This is a genomic window from Duganella sp. 1411, assembly GCF_017833525.1.
In the GTDB taxonomy this organism is placed as follows: Bacteria; Pseudomonadota; Gammaproteobacteria; order Burkholderiales; family Burkholderiaceae_D; genus Rugamonas.
Genome location: NZ_JAFICD010000010.1, coordinates 103,146 through 123,655, shown reverse-complemented (window position 1 = coordinate 123,655; position 20,510 = coordinate 103,146). Strand labels below are relative to the sequence as shown.

13 protein-coding genes are annotated in these 20,510 nt (G+C 65.4%); 6 read left to right on the top strand and 7 right to left on the bottom strand.

Going from position 1 to position 20,510, the window contains the following annotated elements; translation table 11 throughout:
* Positions 1-299: 299 nt before the first annotated feature.
* The 3 genes from JOD97_RS30895 to JOD97_RS30885 all read right to left on the bottom strand — a co-directional run bounded on the left by JOD97_RS30895 (position 300) and on the right by JOD97_RS30885 (position 5,166).
* Complete coding sequence (locus JOD97_RS30895; RefSeq protein ID WP_209726642.1) at positions 300-1,844, bottom strand: SpoVR family protein; 1,545 nt, start codon at positions 1,842-1,844, stop codon at positions 300-302.
* A 36-nt stretch (positions 1,845-1,880) separates the two neighbouring features.
* A complete protein-coding gene (locus JOD97_RS30890) occupies positions 1,881-3,149 on the bottom strand; it encodes a YeaH/YhbH family protein (RefSeq protein ID WP_209726641.1) in 1,269 nt (422 codons plus the stop codon).
* 94 nt (positions 3,150-3,243) lie between these two features.
* Positions 3,244-5,166, bottom strand: a complete 1,923-nt coding sequence (locus JOD97_RS30885; RefSeq protein ID WP_209726640.1) for a PrkA family serine protein kinase — start codon at positions 5,164-5,166, stop codon at positions 3,244-3,246.
* Positions 5,167-5,731: 565 nt separating this feature from the next.
* On the opposite strand from JOD97_RS30885, the gene JOD97_RS30880 reads away from it, so the two are divergent.
* Together JOD97_RS30880 and JOD97_RS30875 are read left to right on the top strand one after the other, a co-directional pair.
* On the top strand, positions 5,732-6,745 hold the full coding sequence (locus JOD97_RS30880; RefSeq protein WP_209726639.1) for an adenosine deaminase: 1,014 nt from the start codon (positions 5,732-5,734) through the stop codon (positions 6,743-6,745).
* 18 nt (positions 6,746-6,763) lie between these two features.
* Positions 6,764-9,301: an ABC transporter permease gene (locus JOD97_RS30875; RefSeq protein WP_209726638.1), complete on the top strand. Its 2,538-nt coding sequence runs from the start codon at positions 6,764-6,766 to the stop codon at positions 9,299-9,301.
* A 158-nt stretch (positions 9,302-9,459) separates the two neighbouring features.
* On the opposite strand, the gene JOD97_RS30870 is transcribed toward JOD97_RS30875, so the two are convergent.
* Together JOD97_RS30870 and JOD97_RS30865 are read right to left on the bottom strand one after the other, a co-directional pair.
* Entirely contained in the window at positions 9,460-10,470 is a 1,011-nt protein-coding gene (locus JOD97_RS30870) for a hypothetical protein (protein WP_209726637.1), read from the bottom strand.
* 5 nt (positions 10,471-10,475) lie between these two features.
* The gene (locus tag JOD97_RS30865; RefSeq protein WP_209726636.1) at positions 10,476-11,756 is read right to left on the bottom strand and encodes a HAMP domain-containing sensor histidine kinase; all 1,281 of its coding nucleotides are present in this window, start codon (positions 11,754-11,756) and stop codon (positions 10,476-10,478) included.
* Positions 11,757-11,922: 166 nt separating this feature from the next.
* Between JOD97_RS30865 and cqsA the strand changes: the two genes are divergently transcribed.
* From cqsA to JOD97_RS30845, 4 genes are all read left to right on the top strand, one after another.
* Entirely contained in the window at positions 11,923-13,212 is a 1,290-nt protein-coding gene (gene cqsA, locus JOD97_RS30860) for an alpha-hydroxyketone-type quorum-sensing autoinducer synthase (protein WP_209726635.1), read from the top strand.
* Between the two features lie 79 nt (positions 13,213-13,291).
* Positions 13,292-13,690 (top strand): group II truncated hemoglobin, encoded by a 399-nt coding sequence (locus JOD97_RS30855; RefSeq protein WP_209726634.1) that lies wholly within the window; start codon positions 13,292-13,294, stop codon positions 13,688-13,690.
* Positions 13,691-13,692: 2 nt separating this feature from the next.
* Positions 13,693-15,003 (top strand): DNA recombination protein RmuC, encoded by a 1,311-nt coding sequence (locus tag JOD97_RS30850; RefSeq protein WP_209726633.1) that lies wholly within the window; start codon positions 13,693-13,695, stop codon positions 15,001-15,003.
* A gap of 15 nt (positions 15,004-15,018) precedes the next feature.
* A complete protein-coding gene (locus JOD97_RS30845; protein WP_209726632.1) occupies positions 15,019-16,986 on the top strand; it encodes an acyl CoA:acetate/3-ketoacid CoA transferase in 1,968 nt (655 codons plus the stop codon).
* 241 nt (positions 16,987-17,227) lie between these two features.
* Here JOD97_RS30845 and glp read toward each other — a convergent pair whose 3' ends face one another.
* The gene (gene glp, locus JOD97_RS30840; RefSeq protein ID WP_373999979.1) at positions 17,228-19,147 is read right to left on the bottom strand and encodes a gephyrin-like molybdotransferase Glp; all 1,920 of its coding nucleotides are present in this window, start codon (positions 19,145-19,147) and stop codon (positions 17,228-17,230) included.
* Positions 19,148-19,152: 5 nt separating this feature from the next.
* Positions 19,153-20,274, bottom strand: a complete 1,122-nt coding sequence (gene moaA / locus JOD97_RS30835) for a GTP 3',8-cyclase MoaA (RefSeq protein ID WP_209726630.1) — start codon at positions 20,272-20,274, stop codon at positions 19,153-19,155.
* Positions 20,275-20,510 lie beyond the last annotated feature (236 nt).

Here is a 20,510-nt window from a genome sequence, read left to right as displayed (position 1 = left end):
GAAATGGGGCATTGCGAACCTCCACATTACTTAGTTTTCCCTTAAGCCCAATTACGGAATATTATCAGCGTAATTTTACTACCAACAGTTGATAATTTGGCCGTAGATGTTTCTTGCATGAAATTGTTGCGAAGGATAAGTTGCCGGCGGGCGCAAAAAAGGGTTGACTTCCCGCCGGCATCATGCATTCACCAAAAAAAACCGGGGCCAGAGCACCGCCCCTGACCCCGATCCATACCTTGCAAGACCCGTGCCTGAAACCGCACGCGCGTCCCGCGTCAGCACTATATATATGTCGGTCAACTTCCGCGGGCGCGCTTCTCCCGTTTGACCTCCATCGAGCTGACCACCTCGCCGTTCGGCGCCACCGTCTCGAGGTGGACGTCGAAGCCCCACAGGCGCGCCACGTGCTTGAGCACTTCGCCGGCCTGCTGGTTCAGCGGACGGCGCTGGAACTGCGTATGGCGCAAGGTCAGCGCCCGGTCGTCGCGGGTGTTGACCGACCAGACCTGGATATTGGGCTCGCGATTGCCGAGATTATATTGTTCTGCAAGCTGCTGGCGCACGTAACGATAGCCGAGGTCGTCATGGATGGCGGAGATCGCCAGCTTCTCGTTGTTGTCGTCGTCGAGCACGGCGAAGAAGTGGAACTCGCGGATCAGCTTGGGCGACAGGTACTGGGCGATGAAGCTCTCGTCCTTGAAGTTGCGCATCGCGAAATCCAGGGTCTTGCGCCAGTCGCTGCCGGCGATGTCGGGGAACCATTCGCGGTCCTCGGCGGTCGGGTGCTCGCAGATGCGGCGGATGTCGGTCATCATCGCAAAGCCGAGCGCATACGGGTTGATGCCGCTGTAATAGGGGCTGTTGACGGGCGGCTGGTAGACCACGTTGGTGTGGCTCTTGAGGAACTCCATCATGAAGCCGTCGCCGACCACGCCCTCGTCGTACAACTGGTTGAGGATGGTGTAATGCCAGAACGTGGCCCAGCCCTCGTTCATCACCTGGGTCTGGCGCTGCGGGTAGAAGTACTGGCTGATCTTGCGCACGATGCGCACCATCTCGCGCTGCCACGGCTCCAGCAGCGGCGCGTACTTCTCGATGAAGTACAGCAGGTTCTCCTCCGGCTCGGGCGGGAAGCGCGGCGCCGCCTTTTCGGCTTCTTCTTCCTCGCGGCGCGGCAGCGTGCGCCACAGGTCGTTGATCTGCGACTGCACGTAGGCCTCGCGCTCCTTCTGCCGCGCGCGCTCCTCCATCATCGACAGCTTGGCCGGGCGCTTGTAGCGGTCGACGCCGTAGTTCTGGATCGCGTGGCACGAGTCGAGCAGCAGCTCGACGGCGTCGATGCCGTGGCGCTGCTCGCACTCGGCGATGTAGTTCTTGGCGAACACCATGTAGTCGACGATGGCCTCGGCGTCGGTCCAGGTGCGGAACAGGTAGTTGCCCTTGAAAAAGGAGTTGTGGCCGTAGGCGGCGTGCGCGATCACCAGCGCCTGCATCGTCAGGCTGTTTTCCTCCATGAGATAGGCGATGCACGGATCGGAGTTGATGACGATCTCGTACGCCAGGCCCATCTGGCCGCGCTTGTAGCCCTTCTCGGTCGACAGGAAATGCTTGCCGAACGACCAGTGGTTGTACGACACCGGCATGCCGACCGACGTGTAGGCGTCCATCATCTGCTCGGCGGTGATGATCTCGAGCTGGTTCGGATAGGTGTCGAGGCCGAAGTTCTCGGCGACGCGGCGGATCTCCGCGTGGGCCTGCTCGATCAGCTCGAACGTCCACTCGGACTGCTCGGGCAGGGCGCGCGGGTGGCGCGGCTTGGGCTGGTGCGTCATGTCGTTCATGGGGCGCTCGCTAAGGGGGCGGCCGGCGTGGCCGCCTTATTTCGGCTGTTTCTTGAACAGTTCGCGGAACACCGGATAGATATCGGCCGGCGTGACTATTTTTTGCATGGCGAAATTGGCGTGGTGGTCCGGGATCTGCGAGTACTGCTCCCACAGGTTTTGCGGCGGGCCGTCGGTGATCTCGACATACGTGTAGTACTGCACCTTGGGCATGATGGTGTTGATCAGCATCTGGCGGCACAGCACCGAGTCGTTGTCCCAGTTGTCGCCGTCCGAGGCCTGCGCCACGTAGCTGTTCCAGGCGCCGGCGCCGTAGCGCTCCTCGATGATCTTGTCGAGCAGGTGCAGCGCCGACGACACCACGGTGCCGCCGGACTCGCGCGAGTGGAAGAATTCCTCCTCGTCCACCTCGGCCGCGGCCGTGTGGTGGCGGATGAAGACCACGTCGATCTTGTCGTAGGCGCGCTTGAGGAACAGGTACAGCAGGATGAAGAAGCGCTTGGCGGTGTCCTTGCGCGTCTCGTCCATCGAGCCCGACACGTCCATGATGCAGAACATCACCGCCTGCGTCATCGGCTTGGGCACCTTGATGCGGTTGCTGTAGCGCAGGTCGAACGGGTCGATGAAGGGGATCGCCAGCAGCCGCGTGTGCAGATGGTGGATCAGTTTCTTGAGCTCGACCACGCGCGGGGCGTCGAGCGGCGCGCCGTCGAGCAGCAATGCCTCGAGCTCGGCCTCGGCCTCCTCGACCCGCTTGCGCGAGTTGCCGCCGACGGCGATGCGCCGCCCGAGCGCGCCGCGCAGCGAGCGCAGCACGTGGATGTTGGACGGCGTGCCCGACATGTTGTAGCCGGCGCGCTGGTTCTTGAACTCGGTCGTGGCGGTCAGCTGCGTCTTGACCATGTGCGGCAGTTCCAGGTCCTCGAAGAAATAGTTCATGAATTCTTCGCGCGACAGCTCGAAGATGAAGTCATCCTCGGTCATCTGGTCGCTATTGCCCGCCTTGCCGCGGCCGGCGCCGCCGCCGCCCTTGGGGCGATTGATCAAGTCGCCTTTCTGGTATTCCTGGTTGCCGGGGTTGATGGTTTCCCACACGCCGCCATGGGCGTGTCCGAAGGAGGGCTCGCCCACGTCCTTGACGGGGATCGAGACCTTTTCGCCGTTCTCAATGTCGGTGATGGAGCGGCCCTTGATGGCCCGGCCCACCGCGTCCTTGATCTGCGACTTGTAGCGCCGCAAGAAGCGTTCGCGGTTGACCGCGGATTTGTTCTTGCCCTGCAAACGTCGATCGATGAGGTAAGTCAAAAGAAGCCTCCTGCTGCTATTGGTCGGCGCCGCGCCGGCCCGCCGTGATCGGTCGGGCCGGCGCGCGCATTGCGGCCTAGAATTACTGCCAGGCCTAGGACGACTTCCTCACGCGCAAATACCATTCGCACAGCAAGCGGACCTGTTTGGCCGTGTAACCCTTTTCCACCATGCGCGCGACGAAGTCGGCGTGCTTGTTGGCGTCCTCGGCGCTGGCCTTGGCGTTGAACGAGATCACCGGCAGCAGTTCCTCCGTATTGGAGAACATCTTCTTCTCGATCACCGTGCGGAATTTCTCATAACTGGTCCACGCGGGATTCTTGCCGCCATTGTTGGCGCGCGCGCGCAGCCCGAAGTTGACGATCTCGTTGCGGAAATCCTTGGGGTTCGAAATCCCGGCCGGCTTCTCGATCTTCTCCAGCTCGTTGTTGAGCGACTCGCGGTCGAAGCTCTCGCCGGTGTCCGGATCGCGGTATTCCTGGTCCTGGATCCAGAAGTCGGCGAACGTGACGTAGCGGTCGAAGATGTTCTGGCCGTATTCGGAATAGCTCTCCAGGTAGGCGGTCTGGATTTCCTTGCCGATGAACTCGACGTACTTCTGCGCCAGGTGCTCCTTGATGTACGAGAAGTATTTCTGCTCGGTCTCGGGCGGGAACTGCTCGCGCTCGACCTGCTGCTCGAGCACGTAGAGCAGGTGCACCGGATTGGCCGCCACCTCGGTGTTGTCGAAGTTGAAGACCTTCGACAGGATCTTGAACGCGAAGCGCGTCGACAGCCCGTTCATGCCCTCGTCGACGCCGGCGTAGTCGACGTACTCGTGCATGGACTTGGCCTTCGGATCGGTGTCCTTGAGGTTTTCGCCGTCGTACACCAGCATCTTGCTGAAGATGCTGGAGTTCTCCGGGTCCTTCAGGCGCGACAGGATCGCGAACTGCGCCATCATCTTCAGGGTGCCGGGCGCGCACGGGGCCTGGTACAGCGACGAGTTGGCCACGAGCTTGTCGTAGATCTTGATCTCGTCGGTCACGCGCAGGCAGTACGGCACCTTGACGATGTAGATCCGGTCGAGGAAGGCCTCGTTGTTGCGGTTGTTGCGGAAGGTCTTCCATTCCGACTCGTTCGAGTGGGCCAGGATGATGCCGTCGAACGGGATCGCGCCGAAGCCCTCGGTGCCCTTGTAGTTGCCCTCCTGCGTGGCCGTCAGCAGCGGGTGCAGCACCTTGATCGGCGCCTTGAACATCTCGACGAATTCCATCAGGCCCTGGTTGGCCAGGCACAGGCCGCCCGAGTAGCTGTAGGCGTCCGGATCGTCCTGCGAGTAATCCTCGAGCTTGCGGATGTCGACCTTGCCCACCAGCGAGGAGATGTCCTGGTTGTTCTCGTCGCCCGGCTCGGTCTTGGAGATGGCCACTTGCTTGAGCACGGACGGGTAGCGCTTGACCACGCGGAACTGGTTGATGTCGCCGTTGAACTCGTGCAGGCGCTTGACGGCCCACGGGCTGGGGATGTTGCGCAGGTAGCGCCGCGGGATGCCGTAATCCTCCTCCAGCAGCACGCCGTCCTCCTCCTCGTTGAACAGGCCGAGCGGCGACTCGTTGACCGGCGAGCCTTTGAGGCAATAGAAGGGCACGTGCTCCATCAGCGACTTGAGCTTTTCGGCGATCGACGATTTGCCGCCGCCCACCGGGCCCAGCAGATACAGGATCTGCTTGCGTTCCTCCAGGCCCTGGGCCGCGTGGCGGAAGTAGGACACGACTTGCTCGATCACTTCCTCGGTGCCGTAGAACTCGCGGAACGCCGGATAGATCTTGATGACCTTGTTGGCAAAGATGCGGGACAGCCGGGTGTCGTTGCGGGTGTCGACTAGGGTGGGCTCGCCGATGGCGGCCAACATGCGCTCGGGGGCGCTCGCGTAGGTAAGTCGATCTTTTTTACAAAGCTCGAGATATTCCTTCATGGACATCTCTTCTTCTTTGGTCCGTTCGTACCGTGCGGCGTAGTTGTCAAAAATGGTCATTTGGGTGTCCTTTAATGTAAGCCTACCAGTCACGGGTCACCGGCAGTTACGGCTGCCCTGGCCCTAATTTGTGCGATCCCTTTCTATCTTGTTTTTCTTATCTCCAGCTTCCTTTTGGCGGCACGGATTGCCCGTGCCTTCGAGCTGGCTTTATCGCCGCTGGCTGTCCGCCGATGACGGCTTTTATGTGTCGGTCGTAATGCTTCTTACGTCTATGAAATTTATTATTGCTCTATTGCCGCAGGAAGTCAAAAGATATGTCGTAATATCGTTAATACTCTTTCGTAAGATGCTGATTTTAAAGAATAATATTGCGCAATTTCCGACCTTTTCCGTGAGTCTTATGGCATTTTTTTCGCTCGTTTTTACCACACTGATGCCACATTATCACGCCTGTGGGCGCCGTGCTGATCGCGCCTCAAATAGATAAATTTTGCCGCAAGTCGGCGCCCGCTGTCGCACCGCCCGCCGCCCGCGCGCGCGCCGCCGCCGCGGCGCGCGGTGAAGGCGGCGCCGGGATGAGATAAGATGTCCCGTTATCGCCACCCGTATCAGGAAAAAGAACATGTTGAACCCACAATTGCGCGCCATCCTCGAAGGGATGCCGAAGGCCGAATTGCACATCCACATCGAAGGCTCGCTCGAGCCCGAGCTGATCTTCGCGCTGGCCCGGCGCAACAACGTCAGCCTGCCGTACGCCTCGGTCGAGGACCTGCGCGCCGCCTACGCCTTCACCGACCTGCAATCGTTCCTCGACATTTACTACGCGGGCGCCAGCGTGCTGCTGCAGGAGCAGGACTTCTACGACATGACGGCCGCCTACCTGCGCCGCGCCGAGGCCGACAACGTGCGCCACGCCGAGATCTTCTTCGATCCGCAGACGCACACGGCGCGCGGCGTGCCGATCAAGACCGTCATCGACGGCATCCACCGCGCCTGCCAGGACAGCCCGGTCAGCGCCACCCTGATCCTGAGCTTCCTGCGCCACCTGTCGGAGGAGGACGCCTTCGCCACCCTCGAGGAGGCGCTGCCGTACCGCGACAAATACATCGGCATCGGCCTCGATTCGTCCGAGCTGGGCAATCCGCCGGAGAAGTTCGCCCGCGTGTTCGCGCGCTGCAAGGAGCTCGGCTTCCACCTGGTCGCCCACGCCGGCGAGGAGGGCCCGCCGGCGTACATCGAAACGGCGCTCGACGTGCTCAAGGTCGAGCGCATCGACCATGGCGTGCGCTGCCTCGACGACGCCGCGCTGACGCAACGCCTGGCGCGCGAGCAGATCGCGCTGACCGTCTGCCCGCTGTCGAACGTCAAGCTGTGCGTGTTCCAGCACATGGGCCAGCACAACCTGCTCGAGTTGCTCGACGCCGGCATCGCGGCCACCGTCAACTCCGACGATCCGGCTTACTTCGGCGGCTATATGAACGATAACTTCATCGCCACCTTCGACGCGTTGCCGCTGGGCCTGTCGCACGCGCAGCGGCTGGCGCGCAACGGCTTCGCCGCCGCCTTCCTGCCGCCCGAGGACAAACAGCGCTTCCTCGACGAGGTCGACGCCTACTTCGCCGCCGCCACCGTCTAAGACAGCAAGGTCACCCCAATGTTCAAGCTTGCCCTGAAAATGACGGCGCGCGACTGGCGCGCCGGCCAGCTGCGCTTCCTGCTGATCGCGCTGACGGTGGCGGTGGCCGCGTTGTCGGCCACGGGCTTCTTCGTCGACCGCCTGCGCAGCGGCCTCGAGCGCGATGCGCACCAGCTGCTCGGCGCCGACGTCGTCATCAGCGCCGACTTGCCGGTCGATCCGGCCTGGCGCGCCGAGGCGCTCAAGCGCGGCCTGGTGGCCACCGACACCGTGGTCTTCCCCAGCATGGCGCAGGCGGGCGTCGGCGAGCAATCGACCTCGATGCTGGCCTCGCTCAAGGCGGTCGGCCCCGGCTACCCGTTGCGCGGCAAGCTGAAATGGACCACCGATCCGGCCCAGGCCGAGCAAAGCCAGGGCACGCCGGCCGCCGACATCCCGGCGCCCGGCACGGTGTGGATCGACGCCGGCCTGCTGGGCAGCCTGAACACGACGGTTGGAAGCGAGCTCAAGCTTGGTGACCGGAGCTTCCGCATCACGCGCTTGATCGCGTCCGAGCCGGACCGGGGCGCCAACTTCCTGGCCTTCGCGCCGCGCGTGATGCTGGCGCTGGCCGATCTGCCGGCGACCAACCTGATCCAGCCGGGCTCGCGCGTGACCTACCGCGTGCTGCTGGCCGCGCCGCCGGCGTTGCAGAACGGCGCCGCCGTCGCGGCGTCGTTCCAGCAATGGCTCGACGACAAGATCAAGGCCGGCAACATCAAGGGCGTGCGCGTCGAATCGCTGGAAAACGGCCGCCCGGAAATGCGCAACACGCTCGACCGCGCCGACCGCTTCCTGTCGCTGGTGGGCCTGCTGTCGGCGATGCTGGCGGCGGTGGCCGTGGCGATGGCCGCGCGCCGCTTCATGCAGCGCCACCTGGACGCCTGCGCCATGCTGCGCTGCCTGGGGCTGACGCAGAACCAGGTCACGGCGATGTACCTAGTCGAATTTTTGATGGTCGGCTTGGCCGGCAGCGCGATCGGCGTCGCGGTCGGCTTCGGCGCGCATTACGTGCTGCTGGAAGTGCTCGGCAAGCTGGTGGCGGCCGATCTGCCGGGGCCGACGATCTACCCGGCGCTGCAGGGCCTGGCCATCGGCATGCTGCTGCTGGCCGGGTTCGCGCTGCCGCCGATCCTGCAATTGCGCAAGGTGCCGCACAACCGCGTGATCCGCCGCGAGCAGGACCCGCCGCAAGTGGCGGCGCTGGCCACCTACGGGCTGGGCCTGGGCGGCTTCGGCCTGCTGCTGCTGTGGCAGGCGGGCGACGCCGAACTGGCGGCGTACACGGCGGCCGGCTTCCTCGGCGCGTTCGTCGTGTTCGGACTGGTGGCGTGGCTGGGACTGAAGGCGCTCAAGCCGCTGCGCGGCGCCATCGACCATCAAAGCTGGCGCTTCGCCATCACCTCGCTGCAGCGCCGTCCGGGCGCGACCATCGTGCAGGTGGTGTCGCTGGCGCTGGGCATGATGGCGCTGCTGGTGCTGACGGTGGTGCGCGAGGATTTGATGACGGCCTGGCGCAACGCCACGCCGCCGGACGCGCCCAACCGCTTCATCATCAATATCCAGCCGGAGCAGCGCGAGCAGGTCGCCAAGCGGCTGCAGGCGGCCGGCGTCGCGTACGCGCCGCAATATCCGATGATACGCGGCCGCCTGACGGCCGTGAACGGCAGCCCGGTCACCGCCGACACCTACACCGAGGAGCGCGCGCGCGGCTTGGCCGAGCGCGAATTCAACCTGTCGACGATGGCCACGATGCAGGCCGAGAACAAGATCAGCGCCGGCAAGTGGTTCGCCGACACGCCCGGTTCGGCCGAGGCGTCGGTGGAGGCGGGCATCGCCAAGACCTTGCGCTGGAAGCTGGGCGACAAGTTGCGCTTCGACATAGCCGGCGCGCCGGTGGACGTGACCATCACCAGCCTGCGCAAGCTGGAGTGGGGATCGATGCGCGTCAATTTCTTTGTCATCATCAATCCGGCGGCGATGCGGGAAGTGTCGCAGAGCTGGATCACCGCCTTCCACCTGCCGGCCGGGCAGGGCGGGGTGATGAACGCGCTGACGCGGGATTTCCCGAATTTGACCATCGTCGATGTCGGCGGGCTGCTGCGGCAGGTGCAGGCGGTGCTGGACCAGGTGGTGACGGCGATCGAGTTCCTGTTCATCTTCACCTTGGCCTCGGGCTTGCTGGTGCTGTACGCGGCGCTGATGGGGTCGCAGGACGAGCGCACCCGCGAGTCCGGCCTGCTGCGCGCGCTGGGGGCCACGCGCAAGCAGTTGTCGCAGGCGCAGTTGATCGAGTTCTCGCTGGTGGGGGCGTTGTCGGGCGCGTTGGCGGCGACCGGCGCGGCGGCCATGGGCTGGGCGCTGGCGACCTACCAGTTCAAGTTCGACTGGGCGTTCAGTCCGTCGGTGTGGGTGGTCGGGCTGGTGGCGGGGGCCGCATGTGCCATCGCCGGCGGCTGGCTGGGCTTGCGCAACGTGTTGCGCCAGCCGCCATTGCAGACCTTGCGCGAGGCGTAAAGTGGCCGGTGGCGGCGCGCGGCGGATTACGGCGTTCCGCCTAATCCGCCCTACGTGGAACCGTGGCGGAACGCGACGGCCGCGCACCACCGTTCCACGTAGGGCGGATTAGCGCAGCGTAATCCGCCATCGGCGAGCCGCCCCTGGCCCGCGCATTCTTACGCGGCAACGCCCTCATGCGCCCCGCGTTCCTTCAAAAATTGCGCGAACGCGTAAGGCTGCTTGTCGAAATAATGCGCCGGCAGGTCGAACAAGGCCCAATAATACGTCTCGCGCCCCTGGCACACCTGCGGCGCCGCGCAATAACGGTGCCAGTTATCGCCCACCTGGCGCGAGTACATGCCGTCGCCGTCGGCGTCCGAAAAGAACGGCAACACCCGCCGCGCCAGCAGCGCGTCCAGCAGCGACGGCGGGGCGTCGCTGTCGCGGGCGATCTCATACTGCGCGAACATGCCTTGCTCGGTTTCGATCATCATCAGCTTGGCCTTGCCGTGCTTGTCGAGGAACAGGATGCCGGTCGGGTTGGGAAAGATGTAGTGCTCGACAAAGCCCATCGACGCCATCGTGTGCTGCACCAGGCTGGCCAGCACCGGATCGCCGAGGAAGTGGTAGTTGTGCAGCAGCACCAGCTCGCGCAGCGTTTCGGACTTGTCGTCGAAGTAGCTGCGCTGCAGCGCGGCGATCTCCACCTCCAGGATGTCGAGCGCGTGGTCGTCGCTTTTCTTGATGTAGCGGTCGATCAGGCCGCGGTTGAAGGCGCTCACGGCGATCTTTTCATCGGCCGTGCCGGTGAATAAAATCTTCTTGCACGGCAGGTGGCTGACCGCCTCGCAAAACTCCAGCCCATTCATTTGCGGCATCGAATAGTCGATCACCAGCACCGACGGCGTGGCAAAGCGCCGGCGCTGCTCGCCGATGCGGTAGATGCGCTCCAGGTCGAGCGCGATGTTGCACTGGTCGCCCGTCAGGTTTTGCATGTCGAAGTTCACCTGCAGCAGCACGCCGTCGTCGGCTTCGCTTTGGCGCAGCCATTGCAGCGCGGCCGAGGTGTCGTGGAAGGTTTTACTGGCCAGCATGGGATCGAGCTGGAACGACAGGCTCTTGAGGAACGAGTCGCTGTCGTCGACCAACACGGTCAGCGTGGGATGGGAATAGACGGGCAAATGCATTGGGATCACCTTGAAGTGGGCAGCTGCTGGGGGAACTCCAGCACGAAGATGGCGTACGCGCTCTCGCGCGACACGCAGCGTATGGTGGCGTTCCACGCTTCCATGATTTCCTGGCACAGCGCGAGGCCTATCCCCGCGCCGTTGTGCGGCGGGTAGGAGTAGAAACGACGAAAAATCAGGGCCATCTGCGGCGCCGGGATGCCGCAGCCGGTGTCGATGAACAGCAGGCGCGGCGGCGCGTGGGCGCCGTCGACGACGATGCGCACGCGGCCCTTGCCGGCGCGCTGCACCGCCTTGAGCGCGTTGCGCAGCAAATTGAGCAACACCACCACCGACAGTTCGGCCTGGCCGGCGAAGCGGAAGTCGCGCCGCACCTCCAGGGTCACCATCTTTTGCTGGCCGGTGCTGGAGAACGGATAGCGCTTTAGAACGGCCTCGACCACCGTCTCCATCGACACCGCCTCGACCGGCCGCAGGTTTTGCCGCACCGCCGTCGCGCTGAGCAGGAACAGGTCGATCATGTGGTTCATGTGCCGCACCTCGAACTGGATGCGGGCCAGCGCGTCGATCATGCCGAGGCGGTCGTCCGCGCCGTGGCCGTTGATGTCGGAGAACAAGCGCAGCAGGCCGCGCACGTTGGCGTCGACGCTGGTCAGCGGCGTGCGCAGCTCGTGCGCGACGGTGGCCAGGCCGGCGCCCAGTCCGGCCAGCTTTTCCTGCGCCAGCACGTTGCGGCTGATCTTGGCGGCCGACAGCACGGCGATGGTGAACCAGTGCACCGGCAATTGCTGCAGCACCGGCCTGCCGAGCAGGGCGGCGCCCTCGCCCAGGGCGACGGCGGCCGCGCACGCCAGCGCGGTGCCGATCAGGTAGGCCTTCAGCGCCAGGCTGGTGTCGAAGTGGAACAGCACGACCAGGCCGATCAGCAAGGACTCGCCCCACACGCCCGAGGCGTGGTTCATCACGAACATGAACGTGAAGAAGAACGGAAAGATGTAGCTCAGCGCGACCAGCAGGTACAGGTCCAGCATGCGGCGGGTAAACTGGCGCGCGAACAGTCCCAGCGCGCACAGCAGGATGCCGAACATGCGCAGCGGCAGGCTTTCATATTCCTGTGGGAAAAAATGCTGCCAGATCACGTAGTACAGCGGCATGCCGACCGTGCCGATGCACGCGAGCAGCAGCACGCGCACGGTGGCGTGGTCCTCGCGTCCGTGATAGAGCAGCAGCGACTGCACCAGTGCGTGTTGCCAACGTTTCCAGCGTGCGTGCAGGGGTTGCTTCATGGCCAATGTGACTTGTATCAAGTTTGCATCATCGCCTGAAATCGGAGCGTGCTTGGAAATATCAAATAACAAGTTGATGTGTATCAATCTCCTTCTCTTTATTTGCTGCAAGGTGCGACATGAGATTCACAAAAAGCAACCTTTCAACTTCTAAGGAGCGAACCAGATGTCGCCAACTATTGCTGAGAACTTCGCCGAGAACGGCATCCGCGGCAACGCCGTGTCCCTGTCCCATGGCCTCAACATCGCCGCCGAGCAGGCGATGCCGGACTATGTCAACGCCCGCATGGACGAGCATTACGTCACGCGCATCGGGCAGTTGCTCGGCGGCGAGCATCCGCACGCGTGGCAACCGACGCCGCGCGGCGCCGTGTTCCTGGCCGGCAACGATTACCTGTGCCTGGGCGGCGAGCCGGCGCTGGTGGGCGCGCAGATCGCCGCGCTGCGCGACAGCGGGGGCGAGCTGCTGATGTCGGCCGTGTACTTGCAGGAGGGCAGCGCGCAGCACCGGCTCGAGCGCAAGTTCGCCGCGCTGATGGGGGCGCAGGACGGCATCCTCGCGCAGTCGGGCTGGGCCGCCAACGTCGGCCTGGTGCAAACGCTGGCCGCGCCCGGCATCCCCGTGTACCTGGACATGCAGGCCCACGCGTCGTTGTGGGAGGGCGTGCAGTCGGCCGGGGCGGCGCCGGTGTCGTTCCTGCACAATGACATGGAGCACCTGCGCAAGCAGCTGGCGCGCCACGGGCGCGGCTTGATCGCCGTCGACGCGCTCTACAGCACCAACGGCAGCCTGGCGCCGCTGGCCGAGCTGGTGGAGATCGCCGAGCAATACGGCTGCCTGCTGATCGTCGACGAATCGCATTCGCTGGGCACGCACGGGCCGCGCGGCGCCGGGCTGGTGGCCGCCCACGGCTTGAGCGAGCGGGTCCATTTCCGCACGGCGTCGCTGGCCAAGGCATTCGCCGGGCGCGCCGGCTTCATCACCTGTTCGAGCAAGTTCAAGGGCTACTTCCTGTCGGAGTCGCGCCCCGCCATTTTCAGTTCTTGCCTGCTCAGCCACGAGCTGGCGTGGTTCGACGCCGCCATCGATTTCGTCGCGGCCGCCGACGACCGCCGCGCCGCGCTGCACGCCTGCGCGCTGGCGCTGCGCGAGGACTTGGGCGCGCTCGGCTACAACGTCGGCGAGGGCAGCGAGCAGATCATCGCGCTGGAGCCGGGGCCCGAGCCCAAGACCTTGGCGCTGCGCAAGCTGCTCGAGGCGCACGGTGTCTACGGCGCCATGTTTTGCGCGCCGGCCACGGCCAAGAACCGCTCGCTGGTGCGGCTGACGCTCAACTCGGGCCTGGACCGGTCGCAGCTGGCGCGCATCGTCCAGGCCTGCGAGGATATCCTGCCCCACGTCGATCTGGCGAACTGGTCGTCGACGCGGCGCCTGAACCGGCTGGCGCTGGTCTGAGATGGGCGCGGCGCACCTGCCACCCCGCCTGTCACGCCAGGTCGCGCCGGCGCGCATGGGCGGCGCCCGGTGCGCTATCATGGCGGCTATGACTGAACCACAAACTCTCTACGAAGTGATCGGCGGCGAATCGCGCGTGCGCGACATGGTCGACCGGTTTTACGATCTGATGGAACTGGAGCCCGAGTTCGCGCTGCTGCGCGCGGCCCACCCGCCGACCCTGGACAACGCGCGCGAGCGCCTGTTCATGTTCCTCAGCGGCTGGATGGGCGGGCCGGACCTGTACATCGCCGCGCATGGCCATCCCCGGTTGCGGATGCGGCACATGCCGTTCGCCATCGGCACCCAGGAGCGCGACCAGTGGCTGCGCGCGATGGCGTGGGCGATGGAGGATGTCGGCATCGACGAGGCGCTGCGGGTGCGGCTGATGGAGTCGTTCTACCAGACCGCCGACTGGATGCGCAACAAGCCGGACTGACCATGACCCAGACCGAATTTTTTGTGCTGCTGGCGGCGCTGGCGCTGGTGATGGTGCTGCAGGTGGTGGCGCTGCTGCGCGGGCGCGCCGCCGGCGCCGACGCCGGCCTGGCCGAGCGCATCGAGCGGGTCGAGCGCGAGGTGCGGGTGCAGCTGCAAACGACGGCGCAGGCGGCGCACGCGGCCACCGTCCAGCAGTTCGACGACATGCGCCGCCAGCTGCAGGCGCAGGGGCTGGTCGGGCGCGACGAGCAAAGCCGGGGCCTGAAGCAGTTCGCCGACAGCATGAACCAGACCCTGGCCCGGCTCACCGAGTCGAACGCGGCGCGCATGCAGGAGGTGCGCGCGACCCTGGAGGCCAAGATCAAGGATCTGCAGGCGGACAACGGCGCCCGGCTCGAGGAGATGCGCAAGACGGTCGATGAGAAGCTGCACGCGACCCTGGAGACGCGCTTGACGGCGTCGTTCCAGCAGGTGTCCGAGCGGCTCGAGCGGGTCCACCAGGGGCTGGGCGAGATGCAGCAGCTGGCGCTGGGCGTGGGCGATTTGAAGCGGGTGCTGACCAACGTCAAAACGCGCGGCACCTGGGGCGAGGTGCAGCTCGAAATGCTGCTCGAGCAGGTGCTGACGCCGGAGCAGTACGCGAAAAACGTCGAGACCATCGCCGGCAGCGGCGCGCGCGTGGAGTTCGCGCTCAAGCTGCCGGGCCAGGTCGAGGGCGGGGCGCCGGTGTGGATGCCGATCGACGCCAAGTTCCCCAAGGAGCAGTACGAGCGCCTGCTCGACGCCGCCGAGCGCGCCGACGCCGACGGCGTGGCGCTGGCCGGGCGCGAACTGGAACGGGCGGTGCGCGGCGAGGCGAAGACGATTTCGGAAAAATACGTGTCGCCGCCGCACACCACCGATTTCGCGATCCTGTTCCTGCCGACCGAGGGGCTGTACGCGGAGGTGATGCGCCGGCCCGGCCTGGCCGACGAGCTGCAGCGGGTGAACCGCATCAGCATCGCCGGGCCGTCGACGTTGTCGGCCCTGCTCAACAGCCTGCAGATGGGCTTTCGCACGCTGGCGCTGGAAAAGCGCTCGTCGGAGGTGTGGCAGGTGCTCGGCGCGGTGAAGACGGAGTTCGCCAAATTCGGCGACGTGCTGGCCGCGACCAAGCTGACTTTGGAACGCGCCGCCAAGAACATCGAATCGGCCGAAACCCGCAGCCGCCAGATGGCGCGCAAGCTCAAGACGGTGGAGGCGCTGCCGAGCGAGGCGGCGCAACTGTTGCTGGGGCCTGAAGTGGATAAGAACGATCTCGAGACGGACTAAAAAACGGAGCCGATCATGCCAGGACGTAGCCTTGATTTTTCCACGGTCGGCATGCCGGCCATCCAGCGCGACAAGATCGTCAGCGCGGCCGACGCGGTCAGCCTGATACGCGACGGCGACACCATCGCCACCGGCGGGTTCGTCGGCGTCGGCTTCGCGGAGAATATCGCGGTGGCGCTGGAGCGGCGCTTCCTGGCGCCGGCGGCCGACGGCGGCGGCCATCCGCGCGACCTGACCCTGGTCTACGCCGCCGGGCAGGGCGACGGCAAGGACCGAGGCCTCAACCACCTGGCGCACGAGGGCATGCTCAAACGCGTCATCGGCGGCCACTGGAGCCTGGTGCCCAAGCTGCAGCAGCTGGCCATCGGCGGCGCGATCGAAGCCTACAACCTGCCGCAAGGCGTCATCAGCCAGCTGTTTCGCGACACCGCCGCCGGCAAGCCGGGATTGTTGACCCACGTGGGCCTTGGCACGTTTGTCGATCCGCGCCACGGCGGCGGCAAGATCAATGAGCGCACCACCGAGGAGCTGGTCGAGGTGGCGACCATGGGCGGACATGAGTACCTGTTCTACAAGGCGCAGCCGGTGCACGTGGGGATCATCCGCGGCACGACGGCCGACGCCAACGGCAACGTGACGATGGAGCGCGAGGCGCTGACCCTGGAGGCGCTGGCGATCGCGATGGCCGCGCACAATTCCGGTGGCATCGTCATCGTGCAGGTCGAGCGCATCGCCGAGCGCGGCACGCTCAATCCGCGCCAGGTCAAGATACCCGGCATCCTGGTCGATTGCGTGGTGGTGGCGGAAAAGCCCGAGTACCACATGCAGACGTTTGCCGAAGCCTACAGCCCGGCCTACGCGGGCGAACTGCGCGTGGCCTTGTCGGCGATGGCGCCGATGCCGCTGTCGGAGCGCAAGATCATCGCGCGCCGCGCGCTGATGGAGCTGCGGCCGAACAACGTGGTCAATCTGGGCATCGGCATGCCGGAGGGAGTGGCCAACGTGGCGGCCGAGGAGAAGCTGCTCGACCTGGTGACGTTGACGGCCGAACCGGGCGTGATCGGCGGCCTGCCGGCCGGCGGCTTGAACTTCGGCGCCGCCACCAACGCCGACGCCATCATCGACCAGCCTTACCAGTTCGATTTCTACGACGGCGGCGGACTCGATGTGGCCTTCCTCGGACTGGCGCAGGCGGACCGGCACGGCAACCTGAATGTCAGCAAATTCGGCAGCAAGCTGGCCGGCGCCGGGGGATTCATCAACATCAGCCAGAACGCGCGCAAGGTGGTGTTTGTCGGCACCTTCACCGCCGATAAGGGGCGCACGCGTAAATTCGTCGAGGAGGTCGAGCATCGCACCTACAGCGGCGAGTACGCCGCGCGGCGCGGCCAGGAGGCCTTGTTCATCACCGAGCGCTGCGTGTTCAAGCTGGTGCTCGACGGCGGCATGTCGGGGCTGGAGCTGATCGAGATCGCGCCCGGCGTCGATCTGCAGCGCGATATCCTGGCGCAGATGGATTTCAAGCCGTCGATCAGCGCGCAGTTGAAGTTGATGGACGCGCGCATCTTCGGGCCGCTGCCGATGAACTGGCGGGTCGACTTCCTGGCGCGGCCGCTGGAGCGGCGGCTGGTGTACGACGCGCAGCAGGGCTTATTCTTTGCGGACTTCGAAGGCTTCGAGGTGGGCGACGCGGCGACCATCGAGCGCATTTGCGAGCTGGTGGCGGAGCGTCTGGCGCCGTTGGGGCGCAAGGTGCCGGCGGTGATCAATTATGACAATTTCTCGATCGCGCCGGACTTGATGGACCAATATGTGGAGGCGGTCAATGGGTTGGCGGAGCGGTATTACAGCAAGGTCACGCGCTATGCGCACAGCACCTTCATGCGCGCCAGCCTGGGACGGGCGTTCCGGCGCATCGAAAAGGACGCGGCGCTGTTCGCCAACTCGGCGGAGGCGCTGCTGCGGTTGCGGCAGGAGGAGTAGTTCCGGGCGGCGCATGCATGGCGGATTACGCTACGCTAATCCGCCCTACGTGTTTCCGGGTATGGACGCTTTCGTTGGCAAATTCTGGAGACACGTTGTTTCCGGGTATGGATGCTTTCGTTTGCAAATTCTGGAGACAGGTTGTTTCCGGGTATGGATGCTTTCGTTTGCAAATTCTGGAGGCACGTAGGGCGGATTAGGCGGAACGCCGTAATCCGCCATCTGTGAGCCGTCGATGACGTTAAATCAGGCCATCGAACAGAATGATATCGACCATGTCTCCAGCGGCGACATTGGCCTGCCCATGCCCCAGCACGACGATGCAATTGGCCTCGGTCATCGAGCTGAGGATGCCCGAACCCTGCGCCCCGGTCAGCCGCACCCGCGCCTCGCCGTCCGTGCCGGTGGCCACGATGCCGCGCTGGTATTCGGTGCGCCCGGGGCGCTTGCGGATCGCCTCCGTGGCCCGCGCCCGCACCGTGCGCGGCGCCGCCAGCGCCTCGGCCACGCCCATCATGCGCAGCAGCGCCGGACGCGCGAACATATAAAACGACACCATCACCGCCACCGGGTTGCCGGGCAATCCGAACAGCCACGCGGCGTCGTCCCCGCTCCGCACCTGGCCGAAGGCGAGCGGGCGGCCGGGCCGCATCGCCAGCTTCCAGAAAGCCACGTCGCCGAGCAAGGCCATGATATCGCGCGTGTAATCGGCCGCGCCCTCGGACACGCCGCCGGAGGTGACGATGGCGTCGGCGTCGCGGCAGGCCGCGCGCAATGCCGCCTCCAGCGCCGCCGGATCGTCGCGCACGATGCCCATGTCGACCACCTCGCAGCCCAGGCGCGCGAGCATGCCGAACAAGGTGTAGCGGTTGCTGTCGTAGACGCAGCCGGTATCGAGCGTCTCGCCCAGCGAGCGCAGTTCGTCGCCGGTGGAGAAGAACGCCACGCGCAGGCGGCGCCGCACGGTCACTTCGGCGATGCCGAGCGAGGCCACCAGGCCCAGGTCCGCCGGACGCATGATTTTGCCTTGCGCCAGCGCGACGCCGCCGGCCTTCAAATCCTCGCCGGCGAAGCGGCGGTTGGCGCCGGCGCGGATCGCGCCGTGGGCGATGGTGACGCCCGATTCGCCGATCGCCGCCGCCAGCTCCTGCGGCAGCACGCTGTCGCAGCCGGGCGGCATGGCGGCGCCGGTCATGACGCGGACGCATTCGCCGGGCGCCGTCGTGCGCGTGAACGGCCGGCCGGCGTAGGCGACGCCGATGACCGTCAAGGTGACCGGGTCCGCGCCGGCGTCCGGCGGCAGGTCGGCGCCGCGCAGCGCGTAGCCGTCCATCGCCGAGTTGTCGTACGCGGGAACGTTGATCGGCGAGATGATGTCCTCGGCCAGAACGCGGTCGAGCGAGGCGCACAAGGCGACCGTCTCGGTCGCGGCCACCGGCGTTATCCGCCGCGCGATCAGGCGGGCCGCCTCGTCGACGGGCAGGGCGTCCGGGTCGGCGGACATGCCCGCGCTGGCCGGCGCCGCCGGCGCGGAGGTGGTCTGCTCCGGCTCGTGCCGCTTCAAGTCCTCCAGCGTGTTGATATTGCGGAAGGCGGCGGCGTCGTCGAACAGGACCTCGGCCACGCGCAGCGTCTTGTGCCAGCCCTCCATGCGGCGCGCGCCGGTGGCCAGGTAGGCGTCCAGTTGCGGCAGCAGGCTGGCCTTGAGCAGGCTGAATACGGGATGCGTCTGGCGCCGCGGCGCGCCGCCTTCCTCGTCGTCCGTTTCCATCGTCACGGCGACGGCCAGGTCGGCGTCGCCGTCCGCCAGCGCGGCGTACAGGCGCTCGGCCAGGTCGGCCGGCAGGAAGGGCGAATCGCAGGGCGCCGTCAGCAGCAGCTCGGTGGCGCAATACTGCAAGCCGGCCTGCAGCCCGGCCAGCGGGCCTTCGAAGCCGCTCATCTGATCGGGCATGACGACGGTGTCGGCGCCGGCGGCGGCCTGGTATTGCGGCAGATTGCGGTTGGCGTTGATGGCGACCGTGTCCACCTGCGGCGCCAGCCGGCGCAGCACATGCGCGACCATGGTGGCGTTGCGGAACGGTTGCAGGCCCTTGTCGACGCGGCCCATGCGGGTGCCGCGTCCGCCCGCCAGTATCAGTCCGGTGATCTTGCTCTTCACAGCCACTAGCCTCCGATGTAAGACATTTCGACCTTGTTGGCGCTGCGTGGCAGGCCGTCGGTATTGTTGGTGCGCAGTTCGGAATAGCGGTCTTCGCGCGCGCGCCACAGGTGCGCCAGCACGGTGCTGATTTCCTCGTCGGCGCGGCCGTTGCGCAGCAGCGCGCGCAGATCGTGGCCGCTGGTGGCGAACAGGCAGGTATAGAGCTTGCCCTCGGTCGACAGGCGCGCGCGCGAGCAGTCCGCGCAGAAGGCCTGCGTGACGCTGGAGATCAGACCGATCTCGCCGCCGCCGTCGCCATCGTTGCCCACGTAGCGCCAACGGGCGGCGGTTTCGCCGGCGTAGTTGGCGGCGACCGGCGCGAGTGGCATCTCGGCGTGGATGCGGCGCACCACTTCGGCCGACGGGATCACCTCGTCCATCTTCCAGCCGTTGGAGGCGCCGACGTCCATGTATTCGATGAAGCGCAGGATGTAGGGGGTGTTCCTGAAATGGCGCGCCATCGGCAGGATTTGATCGTCGTTCATGCCGCCCTTGACCACCATGTTGATCTTGATCGGGCCGAGGCCGACCTGGCGCGCCATGTCTATGCCCTTGAGCACATCGTCGACCGAGAAGTCGACATCGTTCATGCGCTGGAAGGTGGCGTTGTCGAGCGCGTCGAGCGACACGGTCACGCGTTGCAGGCCGGCGTCCTTGAGCGACTGCGCCTTGCGCGCCAACAGCGAGGCGTTGGTGGTCAAGGTCAGATCGAGCGGCTTGCCGTGGATGGTTTTAAGCTCGGCGAGCATGGCGATCAGGCGTTCGAGATTCTTGCGCAGCAGCGGCTCGCCGCCGGTGAGCCGGATTTTCTCGACGCCGTGGGCGATGAAGATTTTCGCCAGCCGCGTGATTTCCTCGAACGACAGCAGGGAAGTGTGCGGCAGGTATTGGTAATCGCTGTCGAACACCGCCTTCGGCATGCAATAGACGCAGCGGAAGTTACAGCGGTCGGTGACGGAAATGCGCAGGTCGTGCAGCGGCCGCGCCAACCGATCGCTCAGCAGGCCGGTGGGCGCTTCCAGGATCGCGGGGATGGCGGGCGCGTTGCCGCGCTGCTCGGCCATCATGATGATTTTTTCTGCCATGACTCTACAATGTTACTGTTTAGGAAATTCGTTGACCGCCGAAGAAGCTACGATAGCACGATGGCGCCCGCCGGGTTTAGCGGCCATGTCAAACAACTCCGGGGTCAGGTCTAACATTTCTACACGGCCTGAGCCATTACAGCTTGTACGGCCGGGTCCGTGTAGAAATGGTGGACCTGACCCCGGATGAAAAAAGGGAAGCGCGCGGCTTCCCTTTTTTGTTCGCTACGTCACCG

Coding starts and splice junctions, on each gene's coding strand:
- cqsA (WP_209726635.1), top strand. CDS start 11,923: ATGTCGCCAACTATTGCTGAGAACTTCGCCGAGAACGGCATCCGCGGC.
- JOD97_RS30880 (WP_209726639.1), top strand. CDS start 5,732: ATGTTGAACCCACAATTGCGCGCCATCCTCGAAGGGATGCCGAAGGCC.
- JOD97_RS30850 (WP_209726633.1), top strand. CDS start 13,693: ATGACCCAGACCGAATTTTTTGTGCTGCTGGCGGCGCTGGCGCTGGTG.
- JOD97_RS30895 (WP_209726642.1), bottom strand. CDS start 1,844: ATGAACGACATGACGCACCAGCCCAAGCCGCGCCACCCGCGCGCCCTG.
- JOD97_RS30870 (WP_209726637.1), bottom strand. CDS start 10,470: ATGCATTTGCCCGTCTATTCCCATCCCACGCTGACCGTGTTGGTCGAC.
- JOD97_RS30865 (WP_209726636.1), bottom strand. CDS start 11,756: ATGAAGCAACCCCTGCACGCACGCTGGAAACGTTGGCAACACGCACTG.
- JOD97_RS30875 (WP_209726638.1), top strand. CDS start 6,764: ATGTTCAAGCTTGCCCTGAAAATGACGGCGCGCGACTGGCGCGCCGGC.
- JOD97_RS30885 (WP_209726640.1), bottom strand. CDS start 5,166: ATGACCATTTTTGACAACTACGCCGCACGGTACGAACGGACCAAAGAA.
- JOD97_RS30845 (WP_209726632.1), top strand. CDS start 15,019: ATGCCAGGACGTAGCCTTGATTTTTCCACGGTCGGCATGCCGGCCATC.
- moaA (WP_209726630.1), bottom strand. CDS start 20,274: ATGGCAGAAAAAATCATCATGATGGCCGAGCAGCGCGGCAACGCGCCC.
- JOD97_RS30855 (WP_209726634.1), top strand. CDS start 13,292: ATGGCGGCTATGACTGAACCACAAACTCTCTACGAAGTGATCGGCGGC.